This is a genomic window from Parasediminibacterium paludis (assembly GCF_042651445.1).
Taxonomy (GTDB): Bacteria; Bacteroidota; Bacteroidia; order Chitinophagales; family Chitinophagaceae; genus Parasediminibacterium; species Parasediminibacterium paludis.
Genome location: NZ_JBHSDC010000012.1, coordinates 141,667 through 161,615 on the forward strand (window position 1 = coordinate 141,667; position 19,949 = coordinate 161,615).

General features: G+C 36.5%; 17 protein-coding genes. 10 read left to right on the plus strand and 7 right to left on the minus strand.

The window, feature by feature from the left end:
• Positions 1-37 precede the first annotated feature (37 nt).
• Positions 38-1,960, plus strand: a complete 1,923-nt coding sequence (locus ACFOW1_RS07420; protein WP_379013293.1) for a RecQ family ATP-dependent DNA helicase — start codon at positions 38-40, stop codon at positions 1,958-1,960.
• A 113-nt stretch (positions 1,961-2,073) separates the two neighbouring features.
• Positions 2,074-3,276, plus strand: coding sequence for a BamA/TamA family outer membrane protein (locus ACFOW1_RS07425; RefSeq protein ID WP_379013294.1), 1,203 nt, complete (start codon positions 2,074-2,076; stop codon positions 3,274-3,276).
• A gap of 108 nt (positions 3,277-3,384) precedes the next feature.
• Here the strand turns inward: ACFOW1_RS07425 and ACFOW1_RS07430 are convergent, their stop codons facing one another.
• The 4 genes from ACFOW1_RS07430 to ACFOW1_RS07445 all read right to left on the minus strand — a co-directional run bounded on the left by ACFOW1_RS07430 (position 3,385) and on the right by ACFOW1_RS07445 (position 8,772).
• Positions 3,385-4,185: a hypothetical protein gene (locus ACFOW1_RS07430; RefSeq protein WP_379013296.1), complete on the minus strand. Its 801-nt coding sequence runs from the start codon at positions 4,183-4,185 to the stop codon at positions 3,385-3,387.
• Positions 4,186-4,351: 166 nt separating this feature from the next.
• Positions 4,352-4,948 carry a Crp/Fnr family transcriptional regulator gene (locus ACFOW1_RS07435; protein ID WP_379013298.1) on the minus strand — a complete coding sequence of 199 codons (597 nt, stop codon included), beginning with the start codon at positions 4,946-4,948 and terminating at the stop codon, positions 4,352-4,354.
• 518 nt (positions 4,949-5,466) lie between these two features.
• Complete coding sequence (lon, locus tag ACFOW1_RS07440; protein ID WP_379013299.1) at positions 5,467-7,869, minus strand: endopeptidase La; 2,403 nt, start codon at positions 7,867-7,869, stop codon at positions 5,467-5,469.
• Between the two features lie 321 nt (positions 7,870-8,190).
• Positions 8,191-8,772 carry a porin family protein gene (locus ACFOW1_RS07445; RefSeq protein ID WP_379013301.1) on the minus strand — a complete coding sequence of 194 codons (582 nt, stop codon included), beginning with the start codon at positions 8,770-8,772 and terminating at the stop codon, positions 8,191-8,193.
• 137 nt (positions 8,773-8,909) lie between these two features.
• On the opposite strand from ACFOW1_RS07445, the gene ACFOW1_RS07450 reads away from it, so the two are divergent.
• Complete coding sequence (locus tag ACFOW1_RS07450) at positions 8,910-9,188, plus strand: TIGR03643 family protein (protein ID WP_379013303.1); 279 nt, start codon at positions 8,910-8,912, stop codon at positions 9,186-9,188.
• 373 nt (positions 9,189-9,561) lie between these two features.
• Here the strand turns inward: ACFOW1_RS07450 and ACFOW1_RS07455 are convergent, their stop codons facing one another.
• Positions 9,562-10,014 carry a porin family protein gene (locus tag ACFOW1_RS07455; protein ID WP_379013304.1) on the minus strand — a complete coding sequence of 151 codons (453 nt, stop codon included), beginning with the start codon at positions 10,012-10,014 and terminating at the stop codon, positions 9,562-9,564.
• Positions 10,015-10,164: 150 nt separating this feature from the next.
• Complete coding sequence (locus ACFOW1_RS07460; RefSeq protein ID WP_379013306.1) at positions 10,165-11,409, minus strand: metallophosphoesterase; 1,245 nt, start codon at positions 11,407-11,409, stop codon at positions 10,165-10,167.
• A 126-nt stretch (positions 11,410-11,535) separates the two neighbouring features.
• On the opposite strand from ACFOW1_RS07460, the gene ACFOW1_RS07465 reads away from it, so the two are divergent.
• From ACFOW1_RS07465 to ACFOW1_RS07495, 7 genes are all read left to right on the plus strand, one after another.
• Entirely contained in the window at positions 11,536-12,216 is a 681-nt protein-coding gene (locus ACFOW1_RS07465; protein WP_379013307.1) for a metal-dependent hydrolase, read from the plus strand.
• Between the two features lie 321 nt (positions 12,217-12,537).
• Positions 12,538-13,338 (plus strand): ParA family protein, encoded by an 801-nt coding sequence (locus ACFOW1_RS07470; protein ID WP_379013308.1) that lies wholly within the window; start codon positions 12,538-12,540, stop codon positions 13,336-13,338.
• A 57-nt stretch (positions 13,339-13,395) separates the two neighbouring features.
• The gene (locus ACFOW1_RS07475; protein ID WP_379013310.1) at positions 13,396-14,313 is read left to right on the plus strand and encodes a ParB/RepB/Spo0J family partition protein; all 918 of its coding nucleotides are present in this window, start codon (positions 13,396-13,398) and stop codon (positions 14,311-14,313) included.
• A gap of 131 nt (positions 14,314-14,444) precedes the next feature.
• On the plus strand, positions 14,445-15,137 hold the full coding sequence (locus ACFOW1_RS07480) for a DUF5683 domain-containing protein (RefSeq protein ID WP_379013312.1): 693 nt from the start codon (positions 14,445-14,447) through the stop codon (positions 15,135-15,137).
• Positions 15,138-15,194: 57 nt separating this feature from the next.
• The gene (gene dapB, locus ACFOW1_RS07485; RefSeq protein WP_379013313.1) at positions 15,195-15,911 is read left to right on the plus strand and encodes a 4-hydroxy-tetrahydrodipicolinate reductase; all 717 of its coding nucleotides are present in this window, start codon (positions 15,195-15,197) and stop codon (positions 15,909-15,911) included.
• Between the two features lie 27 nt (positions 15,912-15,938).
• On the plus strand, positions 15,939-16,931 hold the full coding sequence (locus tag ACFOW1_RS07490) for an aldo/keto reductase (protein WP_379013314.1): 993 nt from the start codon (positions 15,939-15,941) through the stop codon (positions 16,929-16,931).
• A 492-nt stretch (positions 16,932-17,423) separates the two neighbouring features.
• Complete coding sequence (locus ACFOW1_RS07495; protein ID WP_379013315.1) at positions 17,424-18,368, plus strand: DUF6261 family protein; 945 nt, start codon at positions 17,424-17,426, stop codon at positions 18,366-18,368.
• A 162-nt stretch (positions 18,369-18,530) separates the two neighbouring features.
• Here ACFOW1_RS07495 and ACFOW1_RS07500 read toward each other — a convergent pair whose 3' ends face one another.
• On the minus strand, positions 18,531-19,916 hold the full coding sequence (locus tag ACFOW1_RS07500) for an NADH-quinone oxidoreductase subunit N (protein ID WP_379013317.1): 1,386 nt from the start codon (positions 19,914-19,916) through the stop codon (positions 18,531-18,533).
• Positions 19,917-19,949 lie beyond the last annotated feature (33 nt).

Genomic DNA, 19,949 nt, shown 5'->3' on the forward strand with positions numbered 1-19,949 from the left:
ATTTGAATATCACCTTTTCACTTTTACTTTTCACTATTTGGCTACACCACATCATATATTACAACAATATTGGCAACACAGTAGTTTTCGGGGTGAGCAAGAAGCCATTATCACCGCTGTACTTGCGCAAAAAGATTGCCTAGCTTTACTACCTACAGGTGGCGGTAAATCTATTTGCTTTCAAGTACCAACGATTCTAATGGATGGGCTTTGCCTAGTAATCTCACCATTAATAGCTTTAATGAAAGATCAAGTTGAAAATCTAAAAAAGCGAGGCATTCAAGCGTTGGCGATACATAGTGGCATGAATTTTTACGAAGTAAAAGAAACACTTGAAAAAGCGGCAAGTAGGGAGTATAAATTTTTGTATGTATCGCCTGAAAGGCTAGAAACAAATTTGTTTAAAGACTTTGTACATGCGATGCAAATATGCTTGATAGCAGTAGATGAAGCGCATTGTATTAGCCAATGGGGTTATGATTTTAGACCATCTTATCTTAATATTCATAAGCTTCGTGAAGCTATTGATAAAGTTCCCATTATTGCGCTAACCGCTTCAGCAACGCCTACGGTACAAAAGGATATTATTTGTAAATTACAACTTACTAATGCACAAATTTTTAAACAAAGTTTTAATAGACCCAATTTATCTTACGCAGTATTTAATGTAGATAGTAAAATAAATAAAATAGTTACTATTTTAACCAATGTACCGGGCAGTAGTATTGTGTATTGTAGAAATAGAAGCCAAACCAAATTGGTGGCGAATTTACTATCACTGCAAAACATTTCGGCAGATTATTACCATGCAGGTTTAAGCAATAACGAACGAAACGAAAAGCAACAACTGTGGATTAGCAATAAAACAAGGGTCATGGTTTGTACCAACGCTTTTGGCATGGGTATAGATAAGCCCGATGTACGTACTGTAATTCATTATGATACACCTGACTGCTTAGAAAATTATTATCAGGAAGCTGGCCGTGCGGGTAGAGACGGCAAAAAATCTTACGCAGTTTTACTATACGATAATAAAGATATAAAACGCTTAGATGCATCGTCAGACAGCCGTTTTCCAATAATGGATAATATAAAACTTGTATATCAAGCGCTGGCGGATTTTTTACATATACCCGTAGGCGCTGGAGAAGGCATGTATTACAATTTTGATTTAATCAGCTTTGCTAGAAATTTTCAGTTGAACATTATTATGGTTATGGCAGTACTCAAAGCATTGGAACAAGAAGGTTATATCAGTTTTAATGAGTCCGTATTTTTACCATCCAAAGTACAGTTTGTTGCGCCTAAGGATATACTAAACGATATAGAAAAAAGTCACCCTAAGTTAGATCCTGTGGTAAAATGTTTATTGCGCAGTTATAGTGGCATCCTCGATAATCAAATATCTATCAGCGAGAAACAAATAGCAAAATTAATACACTTTTCAGAAACTGATGTGAGAGATACATTAGAACAACTGCAAGCCTTTGGTATTATACAATATATTCCACAAAAGGAAAGTCCACAACTTCATTATTTTACCAACCGAGCACCTGCTCAATATTTGGTATTTAATCAAGTTGCTTATCAGCAACGTAAGCAGATTTACCAGCAACGTGTAGATATGATGTTACAATATTTACAACTTACTAAGCAATGTAGAAGTGAATATATTTCAAAATATTTTGGTGATGGTGCGGCACAAGCTTGTGGTATTTGCGATATTTGCTTAGCTAATAAAAGCAATACGTTATCAACAAGAACTTTTATGAATATTCAACAGCAAATAATGCAGATATTGGATACTAATAAAAAAATCGATATAACGGTATTATTAACTCAATTGCATCAAATTAATAAGGATCATATTTGGCAAGTATTATCTTTTTTACAAGATCAAAAAATTATCAACATCAATACACAAAGTATTATACAAACAATTAAGCAGCCTTATCAATAATTTTACCGATATCAATACAACTGAATCGGGTATATTTTGTTAGGGAGTGCACAATTTTACCATTTCAAGTATCATTTATTAAACCTATAGCATTGATTCCTATCTACCATAATATGTCAAAAAAATGTTTTTTTTCGCTATTATTTATACTCACTACTGCTACCATTTGGGCACAGACGACTGCTACAGATACAATTAACTCAATAGATACTAAAGATTTGGGGGATGTATTTCATGGAATATTTCATAAAAATAAAATACACCCAAATGAAGGAAAACCAAAAAAGTATTATGCGTCTTTCATTCCTGCAGCTGGCTACTCACTACAAACTGGTTGGGCTGGTGTTGTGAGTGGTAATCTCGCATTTAAAACTTCAAACAGCGCTTCTCAAAAAGTATCGAGCATTACTACAAGTGTTACGTATTCGCAATATAACCAAACCATCATTCCGTTTATTGCAAATATCTGGACAAAAAATAACAACCTCAATTTCACCACAGACATTCGCTATATACAATACCCTTCTGATATTTATGGACTCGGCGGGCGTACAGATCCGAATCAAGGCTATACTATCAATTTTACAGGTTTAAAATTTCACCAAACCGTACAAAAAGAAGTTGCTAATAACTTGTATATAGGTTTGGGGTATTATTACGACCAATATTGGGATATTCAAGCATTAGATTCTCTTAGAAAAAACATTGCGCGTCGCCTATCTAACAAGTTGGGTACCTCAGAGATTAGTTCGGGTTTTGCTTTTAAATTATTATATGATTCTCGTCTTAATCAAATTAATCCGCAACAAGGTATTTTTGCCAATGTGGTTTACAGACCCAACTTTACTTTTATGGGCAGTGACGAGAACTGGCAATCATTATTAATTGACACGCGTACCTATACCACATTTCCTAAAAATTCGCACAACGTACTCGCATTTTGGGGGCTAGCATGGCTTACGGTTGGTGGCATTACCCCACCCTACTTAATGTTACCTAGTGTAGGTTGGGACGACAGTTACAACACAGGTCGTGGCTACATACAAGGCAGGTTTAGAGGATCAAATATGTTTTATGCCGAAACAGAATATCGTGCTAGACTTAGTAATAATGGCTTGTTGCATGGTGTACTATTTTGTAATCTAGAAAAATACTCTTCTGATTTATCGGCCACTTATGCCACCGTAAAACCTGGCTACGGATTAGGTATTCGCTTAAAACTTAACAAAACTTCTGGCACCAATGTCTGCCTAGATTATGGCTTTGGTAATAATGGCTCAAGAGGTTTTTTTGTCAATATTGGCGAGGTATTTTAAATCGAAAATTTGAGACATCGTTACTACATCATTTATCAATAAAAATTAACCGAAATTGACGCACTATTCAATCTCGGTTATTTATTGCAATCATCATTACTACTTGTGTTATACCTTTTCTGTTATAATAGATGGCGCTGCTTGGGTTGGCTTTACCAATGGCAAACCTTTTAAAGCCCTTACTAACATTACACTTACCAAAACAAAATAAATAGCCGATACCATGATAATACCACTTGACTTTCTAAAAATAAAATAACCCGCCAAAGGCAATAGCTGCAAAGCATGCATACCAAAGAAATGCGCAATACGTAAGTCGCCATACTGCTTACTCCAGTTAACAATGGGCAAGCCTTCGCTACCATCTGCAGCACCAATGGTATGGGATAATCTTGCACCCATCATACCACCTTCAAATGCAAAGATGACAAAGCAAATAATGCCTAAACGGATACCCCATAAATAGCCCAAAGGAATGGTTGCAGGTTGTATGGTAAAAAACTGATAGCCAATATAAAGCGTCCACGCAGTTAATACAGTAATAGCTATACCCATAAGCATAAACAAGCTTCTGTACAAAGCCGATGAGATATTGAAATGCGATAACCTACCATTGGCAGCTTGCCAAGTAATAATTATCAATTCAATGCTCATCACTATTACTACCATTAAGCTATAACTATTGGCAATACTAGGTTGCTGTAATTCAAATACAAGCCATCCCATAGTAAAGCAAAACAGCCACACGCTGAAAAAGAATTTCATGGGCTTTATAAAAGCATTGATATGATTAACCTGAATATTAGTTGTTTTAGTAAATAAGGCACATACAATACCGCCTACAAAACATAGTAAACCATACCAAAAAAGTAAGGCATTGCGCTGCTGTAATTCATAAATCCATTGCATATTATTACGTTTGGGTTGATGATAAATTTGTTAGAATTATATTTCGTACAATATGTCTTGCAACATCCAGTTTACTCGACTCTGTGCTTGTTTCTTTGAAATGCAAACATGCAGTAGTACAACTTATTTTTCGTTGATAAATATCAAGAAGAGTTTCTTGCAATATTTATTGATAAATATCAATAGACTTGGTCATCATTTTTTTACGAATGCGGCTAAGGTGTTCTGGCGTTACACCTATATAAGAAGCAAGCATGTATTGTGGCACTCGTTGCAGTAATTCTGGTTCATTTTTAATGATGTTCTCGTAGCGCTGTTCTGGGGTTAACAGCAATAATTCGTTGCTTCTATCTACTATCCATATAAACAATTGTTCGGCTATTACCCTACCAAACATTTGGTACACAGGATAGTGCTTGTACAAAAATTGCATATCATCATAACTTAAGCAATGCAATTCTGCATCTTCTAGTACTTCTAAGTTTTCGAATGCAGGTTGTCTTTTTAAAAAACTATCGTAAGAAGAGACATATTCACTAGCCCCAATAAAGCCTGTAGATATGTCTTTACCATCAATCAATTTGTAAAAGCGCAAAAAGCCCACATTAATAAAATATACATAGTTGCACACCTCACCTTGCTTGACTATGCAGTCGCCTTTTTTGTAGGTTTTAATAGTCAATCGCTCTTCCAATACTTGCCAATCCGCCTGAGTAAGATGCGGCATCATGCGATAATAGTAGGCTTTGATGTTGTGGAACATGACATTAAAGCTAGTGAATAAAATAATTAGTACAAGGAAATGGTTGGGCAAGTGTACCTATGGTTAAAGAAGTGTTGAGAAGGCGCTTTCGAGCAGATGTCACACCTATTCCTTATTGTTAGATAGTTTTTAATATTTATTACTTCAATAAGGTTACGCATTAGCACTTCCTAGATACTAGCGTTAGCGGAAAAGTGACTACCCTACTCACTCAAAGTGACTTCTTTGCTACTTAAAGTGGCTCCATCGTCACTCAAAGCGTCTCCTGAGAAACTAAAAGTGACTACCCTACTCACTCAAAGTGACTTCTTTGCTACTTAAAGTGTCTACCTCGTCACTCAAAGCGTCTCCTGAGATACTAAAAGTGACTATCCTACTCACTCAAAGCGTCTCCTGAGATACAAAATGTGACTATTGTACTCACTCAACGTTGCATCATAGCTGCAAATTATAATAGTTATGACAAAAAAGCCTATTCCCAGTGATGGTAATAGGCTTTTGTATAAAGTAATATCTATTTACACCAATGCTAAATCTAGCACTTGCTGCATGTTTTTTACATAATGAAACGTAACACCTTTAATAAACGCACTTTCTATTTCTTCTACGTCTTTCTGGTTTTGCCAGCACATAATTATTTCTTTTAGGCCAGCACGTTTAGCAGCCAATACTTTTTCTTTAATACCGCCTACTGGTAATACTTGCCCACGTAGGGTAATTTCACCAGTCATAGCAAGGTAAGGTTTTACTTTACGGCCAGTAAATGCAGAGGCCAAAGAGGTAAGCATGGTAATACCTGCGCTTGGGCCATCCTTTGGTGTAGCGCCTTCCGGCACATGCACATGAATGGTTTTCTTGCCAAAGTCTTCTACGTCTATGCCATATTTTTTAGCATTGGCTTGTAGTAGCGTCAAGGCAGTAATGGCACTTTCTTTCATCACGTTGCCAAGGTTGCCAGTAAGTTTTAGCTCGCCTTTACCACCATCGCTTAATACGGTTTCTATAAATAAAATATCGCCGCCTACATACGTCCAAGCCAAACCTACCACTACGCCCGGCATGTTTACCGTTTTGTAGATATCGTTACTATATCTGGCAGAACCTAAAATATTTTCTACATCATCGGCAGTAATGGGGCTTTTTACTTTCTCATTTAGTACCAATTCTTTGGCTTGGTAGCGCATAATGCTGGCCAATTGCCTATCTAGCTCACGTACACCGCTTTCTCTGGTATAGCTTTCTATTATTTTTTCTAATACTTTGTCGGCTAGTTTTAGGTTTACTTTACCCAAACCATGCGCTTCTTTTTGCTTAGGCACCAAGTGTCTTTTAGCAATTTCAACCTTCTCTTCTACTGCATAGCCGCTTAAGTCTATAATTTCTAAACGGTCACGCAAAGCTGGTTGTATGTTTTGCAAATTATTAGCGGTAGCAATAAACAGTACTTTACTCAAATCGTACTCAAGTTCTAGGTAGTTATCGTAAAAAGTGTTGTTTTGTTCTGGGTCTAGCACTTCTAGCAATGCAGATGAAGGGTCGCCTCGGTGGTCGTTACCTATTTTATCTATTTCATCCAAAATCATGACTGGGTTGCTGGTTTTGGTTTTGCGAATGTTCTGCAAAATTCTACCTGGCATGGCACCAATATAGGTTTTTCGATGACCACGAATCTCACTTTCATCGTGTAGGCCGCCCAAGCTTACACGTACATATTTGCGCCCAACTGCATGTGCAATGCTTTTACCCAACGATGTTTTACCAATACCTGGAGGGCCTACAAAGCATAAAATAGGGCTTTTCATATCGCCTTTTAGTTTTAATACGGCCAAGTATTCTAGGATGCGGTTTTTAATTTTCTGCATCCCATAATGGTCTGTATCAAGTACTTTTTTAGCATTATTTAAGTCGTAATTATCATCGGTATATTCTTCCCAAGGCAGGTCTAGCAATAGATCTAAGTGGTTGTACACAATAGAATAATCTGGTGTAGACGGGTGCATTCTTTCCAACTTTTGTACGTTGGTATTAAACAAGTTTTTGGCAGCTTCAGGCCATTTTTTGGCTTCAGCTTTCTTCTTCATGTCGGCTACTTCGCGTTCGTTGCTGTCGCCGCCAAGCTCATCTTTAATGCTTTTTAGTTGCTGTTGCAAAAAGTAGTCACGCTGTTGCTTGTCTATTTCTACACGGGCTTTGTTGGTTACTTTATCTTTTAGTTCGGCAAATTGTAGCTCTCGTTGCAGTAAATGCACCAATTTTTCGGCCCGCTCGGTCATATCGTGCATCTCAAGCAGGGTTTGCTTTTCAGTTAAATCTGCATTTAGGTTACTACTTACAAAGTTGATTAAAAAGCCTGCACTTTCTATATTTTTAAGAATAATACCTGCTTCGGTAGGCATATTTGGCGATAGCTGAATAATTTGCGTAGCCAAATCTTTAATACTGCTTAAATAAGCCTCAAAATTTTCGTTCTCGGGCTTTTCGTCATCCGCAAGTAGCTGTATACTCGCTTTAAAAAAAGGATCGTCGCTAAGCATTTTTACTAGCTCAAAACGCTTTTTACCTTGAATAATAATGGTAGTGCCGCCATCGGGCATTTTTATGAGCTTAATAATTTTTGCAACGGTACCAATGCTACACAAATCTTTCGCATCAGGATCTTCGATATTGGTATCTTTTTGAGAAATAACACCAATTAATTTATCACCTTTATATGCCTCATTTACAGCTTTAATACTTTTATCTCTGCCCACAGTTATTGGTAGTACCACACCTGGAAATAAAACGGTATTTCTTAATGGTAGTATCGGTAATTCATCAGGAATTATTAGGTTTTTATCTTCTGCATCGTTCTCATTTATAGGAATAATTGGCATAAAATCCGATTCATCTTCACCTGCAAAAAAGCGCTTGTTTTTAGTCATGTTCGTTTATGTTTCATAATAGGGTTGGTTAGTCAAGTTGTCACAAACCAAACGTATTATTATAAAAAAATTGAGAGTGCTAAGTAAAACAATATTAGTGCCACTGCAATATTATGTATAACGATGGTACAAAATGGCGGATAATGTTACAAGGCTGATGACACATTAAATTAGGTAAAAGCTTGTAAAAGAGACTAGCTTAGCTTTAAAATCATAGCACATTATTACATTAGTTTAATCTGCGACCAAAAAATGAAGGCATCGTGTAAAAACACAATGCCTTTGCCTGAAAAACCTAAAATCCAAAACCTAAACCTAAACCTATAGTTTAAAACCAACGCCTAATTGTAGTTGCTGGCTTTTCCATTTATTTTGATCACTTACATCGTTAATATTAGATAAGCCCACATTATATCTTCCATAAATACGCAATACACTAAAATTCAATTGTACACCACCTACCATACTGAAGTCGCCACTTTTGAAAGCTTGCTGACCATTTTGCAATACGGTATTGTCCTTATTCAATAAAATAGCAAATTGAGGGCCTAAATTCAAGGTTATCAACTTGCCTACATTGTATCGCAACAATACTGGTATAGACAAATAATTAAGTATAATATCTTGACCAGAAGGAAGATTCGTACCAATAGCACCAATACCGCTAACCGTTTTACTAGTAGATTGTCCGAATAATACTTCAGGTTGAATACCGAATTTCTTATTAAAATCAGCTTCTATAAATACACCGCCTTGGTACGATAATTTGTAGCCATCTTCAAAAGATTGACCATCTATTTTAGTACCATTAGCGCCAATTTTAATACCAGCTTTAAGACCTTGTGCATGTACCGATACTGATGCTAGAAACAAAGCAAGCATTGCAACGATTAACTTTTTCATGTGCTTATTTTTGATGTTTAACGGATATTTTCCAATGATTGTGCCAAAGCCCTTTAAAGCATTGTGAAAATATTTTTTTAATAAGCGGTCAACCGTTCAGCATATACGGTTGTTTGTTGAAAATAGATTTAAGTAAGATGAAAATTAATTTAACAACTGTAGATACTGACCGCATTATAGAAATGGCTTGGGAAGACCGCACCCCTTTTGAAGCTATTGAGTTTCAGTTTGGATTAAGCGAAAAAGAAGTGATTGCTTTTATGCGTGCTAACAGCAAGCCTAGCAGCTTTAAAATGTGGCGAAAACGTATGGCTGGTCGTAGTACCAAGCATAGAGAATTGCGCGTAGCTGGTGTAGATCGCTTTAAATGCACGATGCAAAAAGCAATCAGTATGAATAAGATAAGCAAACGATAAAATATCAATAGTCAATAGTGCATTACCAAATAAAAAGGAGAGCTAAAAAGTATTAACTTTAGTAATCCTAATTATTGACTATTGACTATTGACTATTGACTATTGACTATTGACTATTGACTATTGACTATTGACTATTGACTATTGACTATTGACTATTGACTATTGACTATTGACTATTGACTATTGACTATTGATTATTGACTATTGACTATTGACTATTTCTTCCCATTTTTAAACACAGGCACTTCTACACCAACGCTTAATTGCATATTTTTCCAAGTATCTCTATTGTCATAATTATTAATATTAGCTAATCCATAGTTATAACGTGCATAAAATAGAAGATCAACTAAATTTATTTTGACACCACCTACAACTGAATAGTCAAGTGTTTTAAAGCTTTTTGACCATTTCTAAATAATGCCTCATTACTATAAACAGCAGCGCTAATTTGTGGGCCAAAATCTAGTGAAAATGTACCATTTAGCTTATAGGTAGCTAAAAAAGGGACACTGATATAACTAATACTTGCTGTACCGTCGCTTACGGTGTTTTGTAAATTGTAATATATTTTATCAAAATCTGCAGATTTCTTTGCTGACACCTGATTGAGCAATAACTCGGTCTGGAAACCCCATTTGTCATTAATGCGTTTACTTAAAAAAGCACCTACTTGGTAAGCTGGCTTATACGATCCGCTAAAACTATTGGCATAAATATTGGTAAAATTGATACCACCTTTTACACCTACTACACTTTGGGCATTTACACATAACTGATTGGTTAACAGGAACACAAGCGTGGCTAATACTGTTTTTTTCATTGCTTATTTTTTGGCAAAAGAAGTAAAATAAATTTTTGTTAAAACGACTTTAACGGCTTTATAACAGTAATTTCTGTTAACGAAACCTTATAATAAAAACGCTGCATTGAGCAGCGGTTTTATTCCTGTAAAATAATATGATTCACCGATTTACACCAATTCAATTACCGTAATTTCTGGCAATATACCCACTCTACCAGGGTAACCAATAAATCCAAAACCTCGATTGACATATAATTTTTGTTGTCCTTCCTCGTATAAGCCTGCCCATTGCTTATACATCCATTTAACAGGACTCCATTTAAAATATGGGGTCTCCAAACCAAACTGCATACCATGTGTATGACCAGATAACATTAAATCAATATCTTTATACTCCTTAGTTACTTGATAATCCCAATGGCTGGGATCGTGGCTCATTAATATTTTAAAAGGAATTGCTTCTGTACCAGGATAGGCATCTTGCATTCTGCCATATTTTGGGAAACGACCTTTTGCACCAAAGTTTTCAATACCTAGTAATGCAATTTTTTCACCATCTTTCTCAAAAATGGTATGCTCATTCATCATCAATTTCCAGCCTAATTGCGCATGGACCCTTTTTAAATTCTCAAGGTTTTGTTTTTTGGCAGACTCACTAGGCCAAGCTACATAATCGCCATAATCATGATTGCCTAATGTACTAAACACACCCATTGGCGCTTTTAAGCGATCAAACACATCTATATAATCGTGCATTTCTTCATATCTATCATTTACCAAATCGCCAGTAAATAATATCAAATCAGGCTTTTCTTTTAGTATCATATCAACGCCATGGTTTACAGCCGCTTTATCATTAAAACTACCACTATGTATATCGCTGATATGTACAATTTTGAGCCCCTTAAACGCTTTTGGCAAATTACTAAACGCTATTGGCACACGCGTAACTTGGTATTTGTATTTATTGCTGAAACCGTATAACAAAGTACCAAACAAACCGCCACCAATACCTAAGCCTATCCAACTTAAAAAAGTAGAGCGTGGAATATTATTGTCTGACGCCGCAGTATCAACTTTTGAGGTTGAAACCTTGTTGAACACAAAAGCAAATAGCCTACGAATATCATCAATCAGAAAGAAAGTAGAACCGACCATTTTAGCCAAAAACAGGCCTACCATTATAGCAAAAACATAATTTCTGAAAATCTTATTGGTTTGTAAAGCCTGTATATATGGTAATGATAATAAGCACGCCAGTGTTGCTATAGAAATACCCCAATATGCGATTTGTATTATCCATTTTGCTCTGTCTGTTGAGTTTTGGCTAACAGTTTTTATAGCTTGATAGACATAAAAATCAAATAGTAACATTAAAAAAGCGATAATCCACCACGTACTTGCATTTCTCATAAAGACTATTGTTCAATTAAACGATTAAAATTGATGATAAATATTTTACAATGATACATCAACAGTTTGCCTAAAAGATTGTTGTTTTGTTATCATTGTTTTTAAAAACTATAAAATCAACATTGTATGACACTCACTTATTTTGGTCAATCTTGTTTTCAGGTAGACGTACAAGGCAAAAAAATATTGTTCGACCCATTTATTTCGGGTAATCCTTTAGCTACCAATATTTCAGCAGACAGCATTGAGGCTGATTTTATTTTCGTGTCGCATGGCCATAATGACCACGTTGCAGATTTAATTAGCATCGCACAACGCACCAAAGCTACAGTTGTTTGCGCAGCAGAAATTGCTGGTTGGCTAGGCGGAAAAGGCGTAGAAAACGTGTTGATGATGAACCACGGTGGTTATATCAATTTTCCTTTTGGTAAAGTGCGTGGTGTAAGTGCTATACATTCATCTACGATGCCCGACGGTGCTAGTGGTGGCAACCCAATGGGTTTTGTATTTAGCACACCTGAGGGCGATTTTTATTACGCAGGCGATACTGCACTGACAATGGATATGCAATTAATTCCGCTTTGGGCCAATTTAAAATTCTCTGTAATGCCAATTGGCGGCCATTTTACAATGGACGCAGTTGATGCCATTCATGCAACTGGATTTGTGAAATGTGACACTGTAGTGGGTGTACATTATGACACTTTCGGCTATATTACAATTGATAAAGCACAAGCTTTAGCAGATTTTGAGAAAGCAGGTAAAAAACTGTTGTTACCTGCCATTGGCGAGACAATTAGTTTGTAGGAACCTCTGTCAAACAAATACAATACAAAACGGGTACGAAACAACGTTTCGTACCCGTTTTGCTTTTAAGTTACCAACACCTTCACAATTACCTTCGCTTGAAGTTGCAAATAGCTGTGTAATCTTTTACATTTGCCACCTTGTGTTATTGTTTGTCACGGAAATTATCGGACATTGTGGGCTAAGTTTAGCTGAGAGACAACTGTGAAAGTCCTGTCTCAAGAGTGATGATGTCGGGGTGCCAACGAAAAAGGTAGGCATGCAACGTAACAAAAACCTAATAGATAACTAACTGTTGGTTAAAAAAATACAATCTGCGCAATGGCAAGAATTATTGGTGTAGCAAATCAAAAAGGCGGTGTAGGTAAAACCACATCAGCCATAAATGTAGCAGCAAGTTTTGCTGTACTAGAATATAAAACCTTATTGGTAGATGCGGATCCACAGGCCAATAGTACCACTGGTACTGGCTTTGACTTGCACAATATTACCAATAGCTTGTATGACTGTATGGTAAATAATACCAAAGCAGAAGATGTGATTTTAAAAAGCGAAATACCGCATTTAGATGTTTTACCCAGCCATATAGACTTGGTAGGCGCTGAAATTGAGATGATTAATTATCCTAACCGTGAAAATGTGATGAAAAACATTTTAGACGCTGTTAAGGATAAATATGATTTTATAGTGATTGATTGCTCTCCATCCTTGGGTTTAATTACAGTAAATGCTTTGGTGGCTTCTACTAGTGTTATTGTGCCAGTTCAGTGTGAGTTTTTTGCTTTGGAAGGCTTAGGCAAATTGTTGAATACTGTGAAAATTGTACAAAGTCGCTTAAACCCGGAATTACAAATTGAAGGTATTTTAATGACCATGTACGATGGTCGCTTGCGCTTGTGCAACCAAGTGGTAAGTGAGGTGCGTAGGCACTTTGATGATATGGTTTTTAGCACCATCATTCATAGAAATACCCGCCTTAGCGAAGCACCTAGTGTGGGCAAACCTGTTATTTTGTACGATGCAGAAAGTAAAGGCACAGTAAATTATTTAAACCTTGCCAAAGAAATTTTGCAAAAGAATGAAATGACGAAAATGACCAACGAAGAAAGAATACTTGAATAACCAGTAGACGGTTAACGGCCAACCGGTAACCGATAACGCGTAATTTATAAAAAAAGAATGGCTTCTCCGAAATTAAATAAAGATGCAATAGGTAAAGGCTTACGTAGCTTATTGCAAAATATAGATACCGACTTACAAACTACCGAAGGCAAATTAAAAACTGAAGTGGTGGAAAAAGTTACCACCTCCACTCGCGTTCCGCTTAGCGATATTAGTGTAAACCCTAAGCAACCGCGTAGAGATTTTGATGAAATAGCATTGAACGAATTAGCTGCTTCAATTAAAATACATGATATTATTCAACCATTAACGGTAACGAAACTTGCCGATGGAAAATATCAATTAATAGCTGGTGAACGTAGATTTAGAGCAAGTAAAATAGCTGGCTTGATTGACGTTCCTGTATATATCCGTCAGGCAAATGATACCGAGCTATTAGAATTAGCATTACTTGAAAATTTACAGCGTGAAAACCTAAATGCGGTAGAAATTGGTCTTAGCTACAAGCGCATGATGGAGGAGCTAAACTACACGCAAGAGCAAGTAGCGGAGCGTATGGGCAAAGAACGTAGTACGGTGACCAACTACATTCGTTTATTGAAATTACCGCCAGATATTTTAATGGCTGTACGTAATGGCAGTCTTAGCATGGGTCACGCGAGAGCTTTGATTAATATAGATACAATCGATAAGCAATTATTTGTATACAACGAGGTGAAAAACAAAAACCTTAGTGTAAGACAAACGGAGGAGTTGGTTCGTAAACTTTATAAAGATAAACCAATTGTTAAACCTACTGCAATTAACAGCTTACCGCCAGCTTATAAAAAAATTGAAGATAATTTAGCATCTCATTTTAGTACCAAAGTAACAATGGTACATAACAAAAACGGCTTTGGCAGCATTACATTAGAATATTTTTCGCTTGAAGAATTGAACAAAATTTTAGAGCAAATGAATGTTGTAATAAGCTAAACCATCATCAATTGTACTGATAAATATTTATGGGCAATAGTCAATGGTCAATAGTGAATAGTTCGTGGGCGATTGCAAGGTTTAGATGTCAACCTAGTAGCTATTGGGTTTTAAATCTAAAATTAGCAATTTTGGCTTGCTGTTTACTTATTGGCTTCCGTTCAGTGGCACAAACCGACAAGCAAATGCTGTCACAATCATCGATGTTTGGACAGCAAGATAGTACCTTAAAGATCACCGCTAAGCCAATAAAACTACCTAAAGATTCAACCAATATTTCAAAAGCCGATACACCAATAGTAAAAGCAAAACCAAAACACGATCCCCGCATTGCTACAAGACGCTCTTTAATTTTTCCAGGCTTAGGTCAAATATATAATAAGGAATATTGGAAATTGCCTATTGTGTATGGCGCAATAGCAATACCCACCTATACCTATATTTTCAACGACAATTATTACAAAGAATTACGTTTTGCCTACAATGCGAGATACAAAGCTGCTGTAGGTACTACTGCAGCAGATAGCACAGACTATAATGGTTTGGCTGCTATTTACAAAAAAGTAGACGTTGCAAGTATTCAATCTGCGCGTAACGCAGCTAGAAAAAATAGAGATTATTCTATCCTTTGGTTCTTTATTGTTTGGGGCTTAAACGTTGCAGATGCTACCGTTTTTGGTCATTTAAAAAACTTTGATGTAAGCGACGACCTTACTTTAAACATAAAACCAACACTTAATCCAACCACAAGAGGGCCAGGTGTAAGTTTGGTAGTAAGCTATAAAACGCCAACTCGTAAGATGAGTAGTGTGCTTCGTCAATAGTGAATGGCAAAAATTAAACAGTACAATCTCAACTTTCAAATTTCAAACTTAATTCCAATGAAAATTGCATTAATAGGATACGGTAAAATGGGGAAAGCCATTGAAGCTATAGCAGTAGAAAAAGGCCATACGATAGCTTTTAAGTTTGATATATCTAATCAAGAGGCGTTTACTATTGCAAACCTGCAACAATGTGATGTAGCTATTGAATTTACAAGCCCGCATAGTGCAGTTGATAATCTTAAGAAATGCTTTGAGGCGGGTGTACCAGTGGTTTGTGGTAGTACAGGCTGGCTGGCACAATGGGATGCCGTAACAACTGATTGTGAATCAAAAAACGCTGCATTGGTATATGCGAGTAATTTCAGCATTGGCGTTAATCTATTCTTTGAACTAAACAGCTATTTAGCCAAATTGATGCGTCATCATCCAAACTATGATGTGTCGCTTGAAGAAATACATCACACCGAGAAAAAAGATGCACCAAGTGGTACAGCGATTACTTTAGCAGAGCAAGTATTGGCACATATTACCCGCAAAAAAGCTTGGGTAAACCATATTAGCGATAATATTGAAGAACTTGAAATTATTAGTGAAAGAATAGACCCCGCACCCGGTACACATAAAATAAAATACCATTCTGCAATAGATGATATTGAAATTATTCATACCGCACACAACCGCCAAGGTTTTGCTAGTGGTGCCATTTTAGCTGCAGAATTTATTGTGGGCAAAAAAGGTATTTACAGTATAAAACAAGTACTTGGATTATAATATTTTTATCAAAAAAACATTAATATCATGCAAAATCGTCCATTAGGTAGTCAAGGTATCATTACATCGCAATTAGGTTTGGGTTGTATGGGTATGAGTGAATTTTATGGTAATAAAAACGATGCAGAGAGCTTGTTGGTATTGCAGCGTGCTGTAGAGTTAGGTATTATTTTTTGGGATACTGCGGATATGTACGGCCCATTTATTAATGAAGCATTAGTAGGTACAGCTTTAAAACTCGTAGGCCGACAAAACATCACGTTAGCGACCAAATTTGGTATTGTACGTGATGCCACTAACCCCACTGTTAGAGGCATAGATGGTAGTCCAGCCTACGTGCAATCGGCTTGTGAAGCAAGCCTAAAGCGATTAGATGTAGAGATGATTGATCTATATTATTTGCATAGAAAAGACCCTAACACTGCCATTGAAGATACCGTAGGTGCCATGGCGAAATTAGTAGCGCAAGGCAAAATACGTGGTATCGGCTTAAGTGAAGTTTCATCAGAAACCCTACGTAAAGCGCATGCCGTGCATCCTATTTCAGCAGTGCAAAGTGAATACTCATTATGGACAAGAGACCCCGAGGATGATGTGTTGGCCACTTGTAAAGAATTAGGAATTGCTTTTGTGGCCTATAGCCCACTAGGTCGTGGCTTTTTAACTGGTCAAATAAAACAATTTGAAGATTTTGGCGCAACAGATTACCGCCGTTTCTCACCGCGCTTTCAAGGCGAGAACTTTCATAAAAACCTAGCTTTAGTAGCTAAAATTGAGGAAATAGCTGCTACAAAAGGTTGTTCGCCTTCCCAATTAGCATTGGCTTGGGTAATGGCGCAAGGCGATTATATTTTCCCAATTCCTGGCACAAAACGCCTACAATATTTAGAAGAAAATGCAGGCGCTTTAACAGTCAACTTATCAGCGACTGACCTTGAGAATATTGATAGCATTTTTGGCAAAGATGCGGCTGTAGGTACACGATACCCGGAAGCAATGATGAAGAGTTTAAACGCATAGCTTAATAAACAAGTTACTTTAGTTAAAAACCAAAGTATTTATACCAACGTCCGAAGTTGAAAGACTCGGACGTTTTTGTTTAGTGTCTATGAGTACTACCGCAAAACCTACACAACTTCTTTTTTAGCGCATAGATAAGTGAAAAGACATGACTAATCCATGCATCTACATGGTTTGTTTAAATACATAACAAGATTCAGAATCTATTTACTATCTCAGAAAAGCTTGCGCCAATGCAGAGGACGGTTTTACTACCCTAGAAAAGCTCGCGCCGTTGCGGCGGACGCATTTACCATCTCAGAAAAGCTTGCGCCAATGCAGCGAACGGTTTTACTACTACAGAAAAGCTCGCGCCGATGCGGCGAACGGTTTCACTGTTCGCATAAAATGTGTTTTTATTTAATAAATAGCTAAAAACTTGTTAAATGTATATGCAATATTTATATACAAAAACAAATTGCATAACATTGCTATTCACTAAAAAATTATGATATGATTGCAGCCATTGACGTTAAGAAATTGCGTAACCCAGAGTATTTACAGTTTAGCAAAGACATGCTACAAATTATTAACAACAGCGGACCTGCCGCCCTTCAGGTAGTAGCACCTTACAATGCATTTGCTACGATTACCACTGAAATAGATAATTATTACAAGATAGCGCAGGGAAGCGAAATAACCGCGGAGATGTTGCTAATTGATGAGCGTCGTGATAAAGCCTTGGTAGGTATTTCTAAAATGGTAGATAGTATGACCTACTATTTTGATGAAGCCAAGCAAGCTGCTGCTACAACCCTATCAAAAGCGCTAGAACTATATGGCAAGGGTATTGCAAAACAGAATTATCAAGCAGAAACCGAAACCATTACCAGTATGGTACGCGATTTAACCACCAAACCCAATTTGGTGGCTGCGGTAACAAAGTTAGGCTTAACAGATTGGGTAACAGAAATGCAAACAGCTAACTCCCTCTTTAACACTACTTTTATAGCGAGAGCAGAAGAATTGGGAACGAACAAGGTGGAAAGTGTGAGCAGTAAACGTGCTGAAAGCACTGCGCTTTACTTTAAACTACGTGACAAAATAAATGCCCAATATATTATTAACGATGGTGCTGATCCTTTTAAAACGGCTATCAGCAAAATTAATAGCGTAATAAGCAGTTATCAAAACCTAATAACGCATAGAGCTACTAAACATTTTGATATTTCGGGTAAAGTAACAGATGCTGCTACTGGCAAGCCACTAACTGGTGTACAAGTAGCTGACGGCACGAATATTACTACTACCGATTACGATGGTAAATATGGGTTTGCCAAGTTGGCAAATGGGATATATGAGCTCACATTTGCTTTAGCGGGGTATAAAACAGCCTTCGCTTCACCTAAATTTATTGGTACACCACTAGTTGTAGACCAAATTCTAGAAAAGGTGTAGACCAACCTTGAAAATTAAATGATTAGTGTAGTTTCCTATTTACCATACCTAGTTTTTAAATGAGGATGGGGTTTCGTTAAAACAGCTATGTGTATTAACAAAAAAAACTGTGCAGTATTGCACAGTTTTTTTGTTAAGAACTATCGTAGTGATTGTATTGTCTTAAAAATAATAAAAGCCTAATAATGCTGTAGGGAAAATACCTAATAGAATAATAAGCGCTGCTACAGCAATTAAGCCCAATTTAAAACTGCCTTTTATTTCTGAGGTTTCAGCATTACCGTCTTTAAAATACATTGCTTGTATAACTCTGAAATAATAGTATACACTCACAGCGGCAAATAATACTGCGATGATCACTAATACCACAGAACCACCATTTTTAATAGCAGATGCTAGCATATAATATTTGGCAAAAAAGCCAGCCGTTAGAGGAATACCTGCTAGCGATAATAAGAAAATAGTATTGGTAGCTGCTAGAACAGGTTGTGTTTTTGCAAGACCATTGTATCCATCTAAGCTATAATCGTTCATTTTAACAAGTATAGCAAATATGCCAATTGTAGCGAAACTATAAGCTGCTGCATATAATAGGATACCTTCTCGCGCTAAATCGTTACTGCTATACAAAGCAAATAACATAAAACCGGCTTGCGCTATACTTGAGTAGGCCAACATACGTTTCACACTTTGCTGAAACACTGCTGTTATATTACCAATAAGTAAGGTAGCAGTAATAATTACAAATAGAATAATTTTCCATGATGGCCCTAAATCTTCAGCTTTAGCTTCAAACAATCGTATAAATGCTATAAAACCCGCCGCTTTAACGATAGTAGCCATGAAAGACGTAAACACACTTGGGGCACCGTCATATACATCAGGCGTCCAAAAATGAAAAGGTGCAGCTGATACCTTAAACGCCATTGAAATAAATAATAATAATAAACCTACTGGTGCTAAAATACCAGCATTGGTTAAGCCAAGGGTTGTTTTTACAGCAGAGCTTGCTAGACCAAAATTACCAGTAGCGCCATATAACAAAGTAATACCCATTAACATGATACCAGTAGAAAAAGAACCCATTAAAAAATATTTCAAAGAGGCTTCGTTGCTTTTTAAATTCTTTTTCTCAGCACCAGTTAAAATGTAAAGTGGTATAGATAGAATTTCGATACCAATGAAAAACATTAATAAGCCATTAAAGCTAGAAAGAATGCTTACGCCGCATAAAACAAAGAAAATCAAGGCAAAATATTCGGCAGCATTTTCACCTACTTTCGTAATATCATCGCCACTTAATATCAAATAAGCAAGTGTAGCAACAAAAGAAATAGTATTAAAAAATAATCCGAATTTGCTAAAACTCAATAGGTCTTTAGTGTCGATGGTAATGGCGTAAATACCGTAAGTTTCTAATAAATTGCCTAACAGTAATACTAATATTGCAGCAATAGCGACATTTTTAATGGCAGATTTATTTGTAGTAAAAATGCCGCTAAACATCATTACTATTCCACATAAAGCTGATAAAATAATTGCATTCATAATAAGTAACCCCAAACCCCTAAAGGGGCTTTT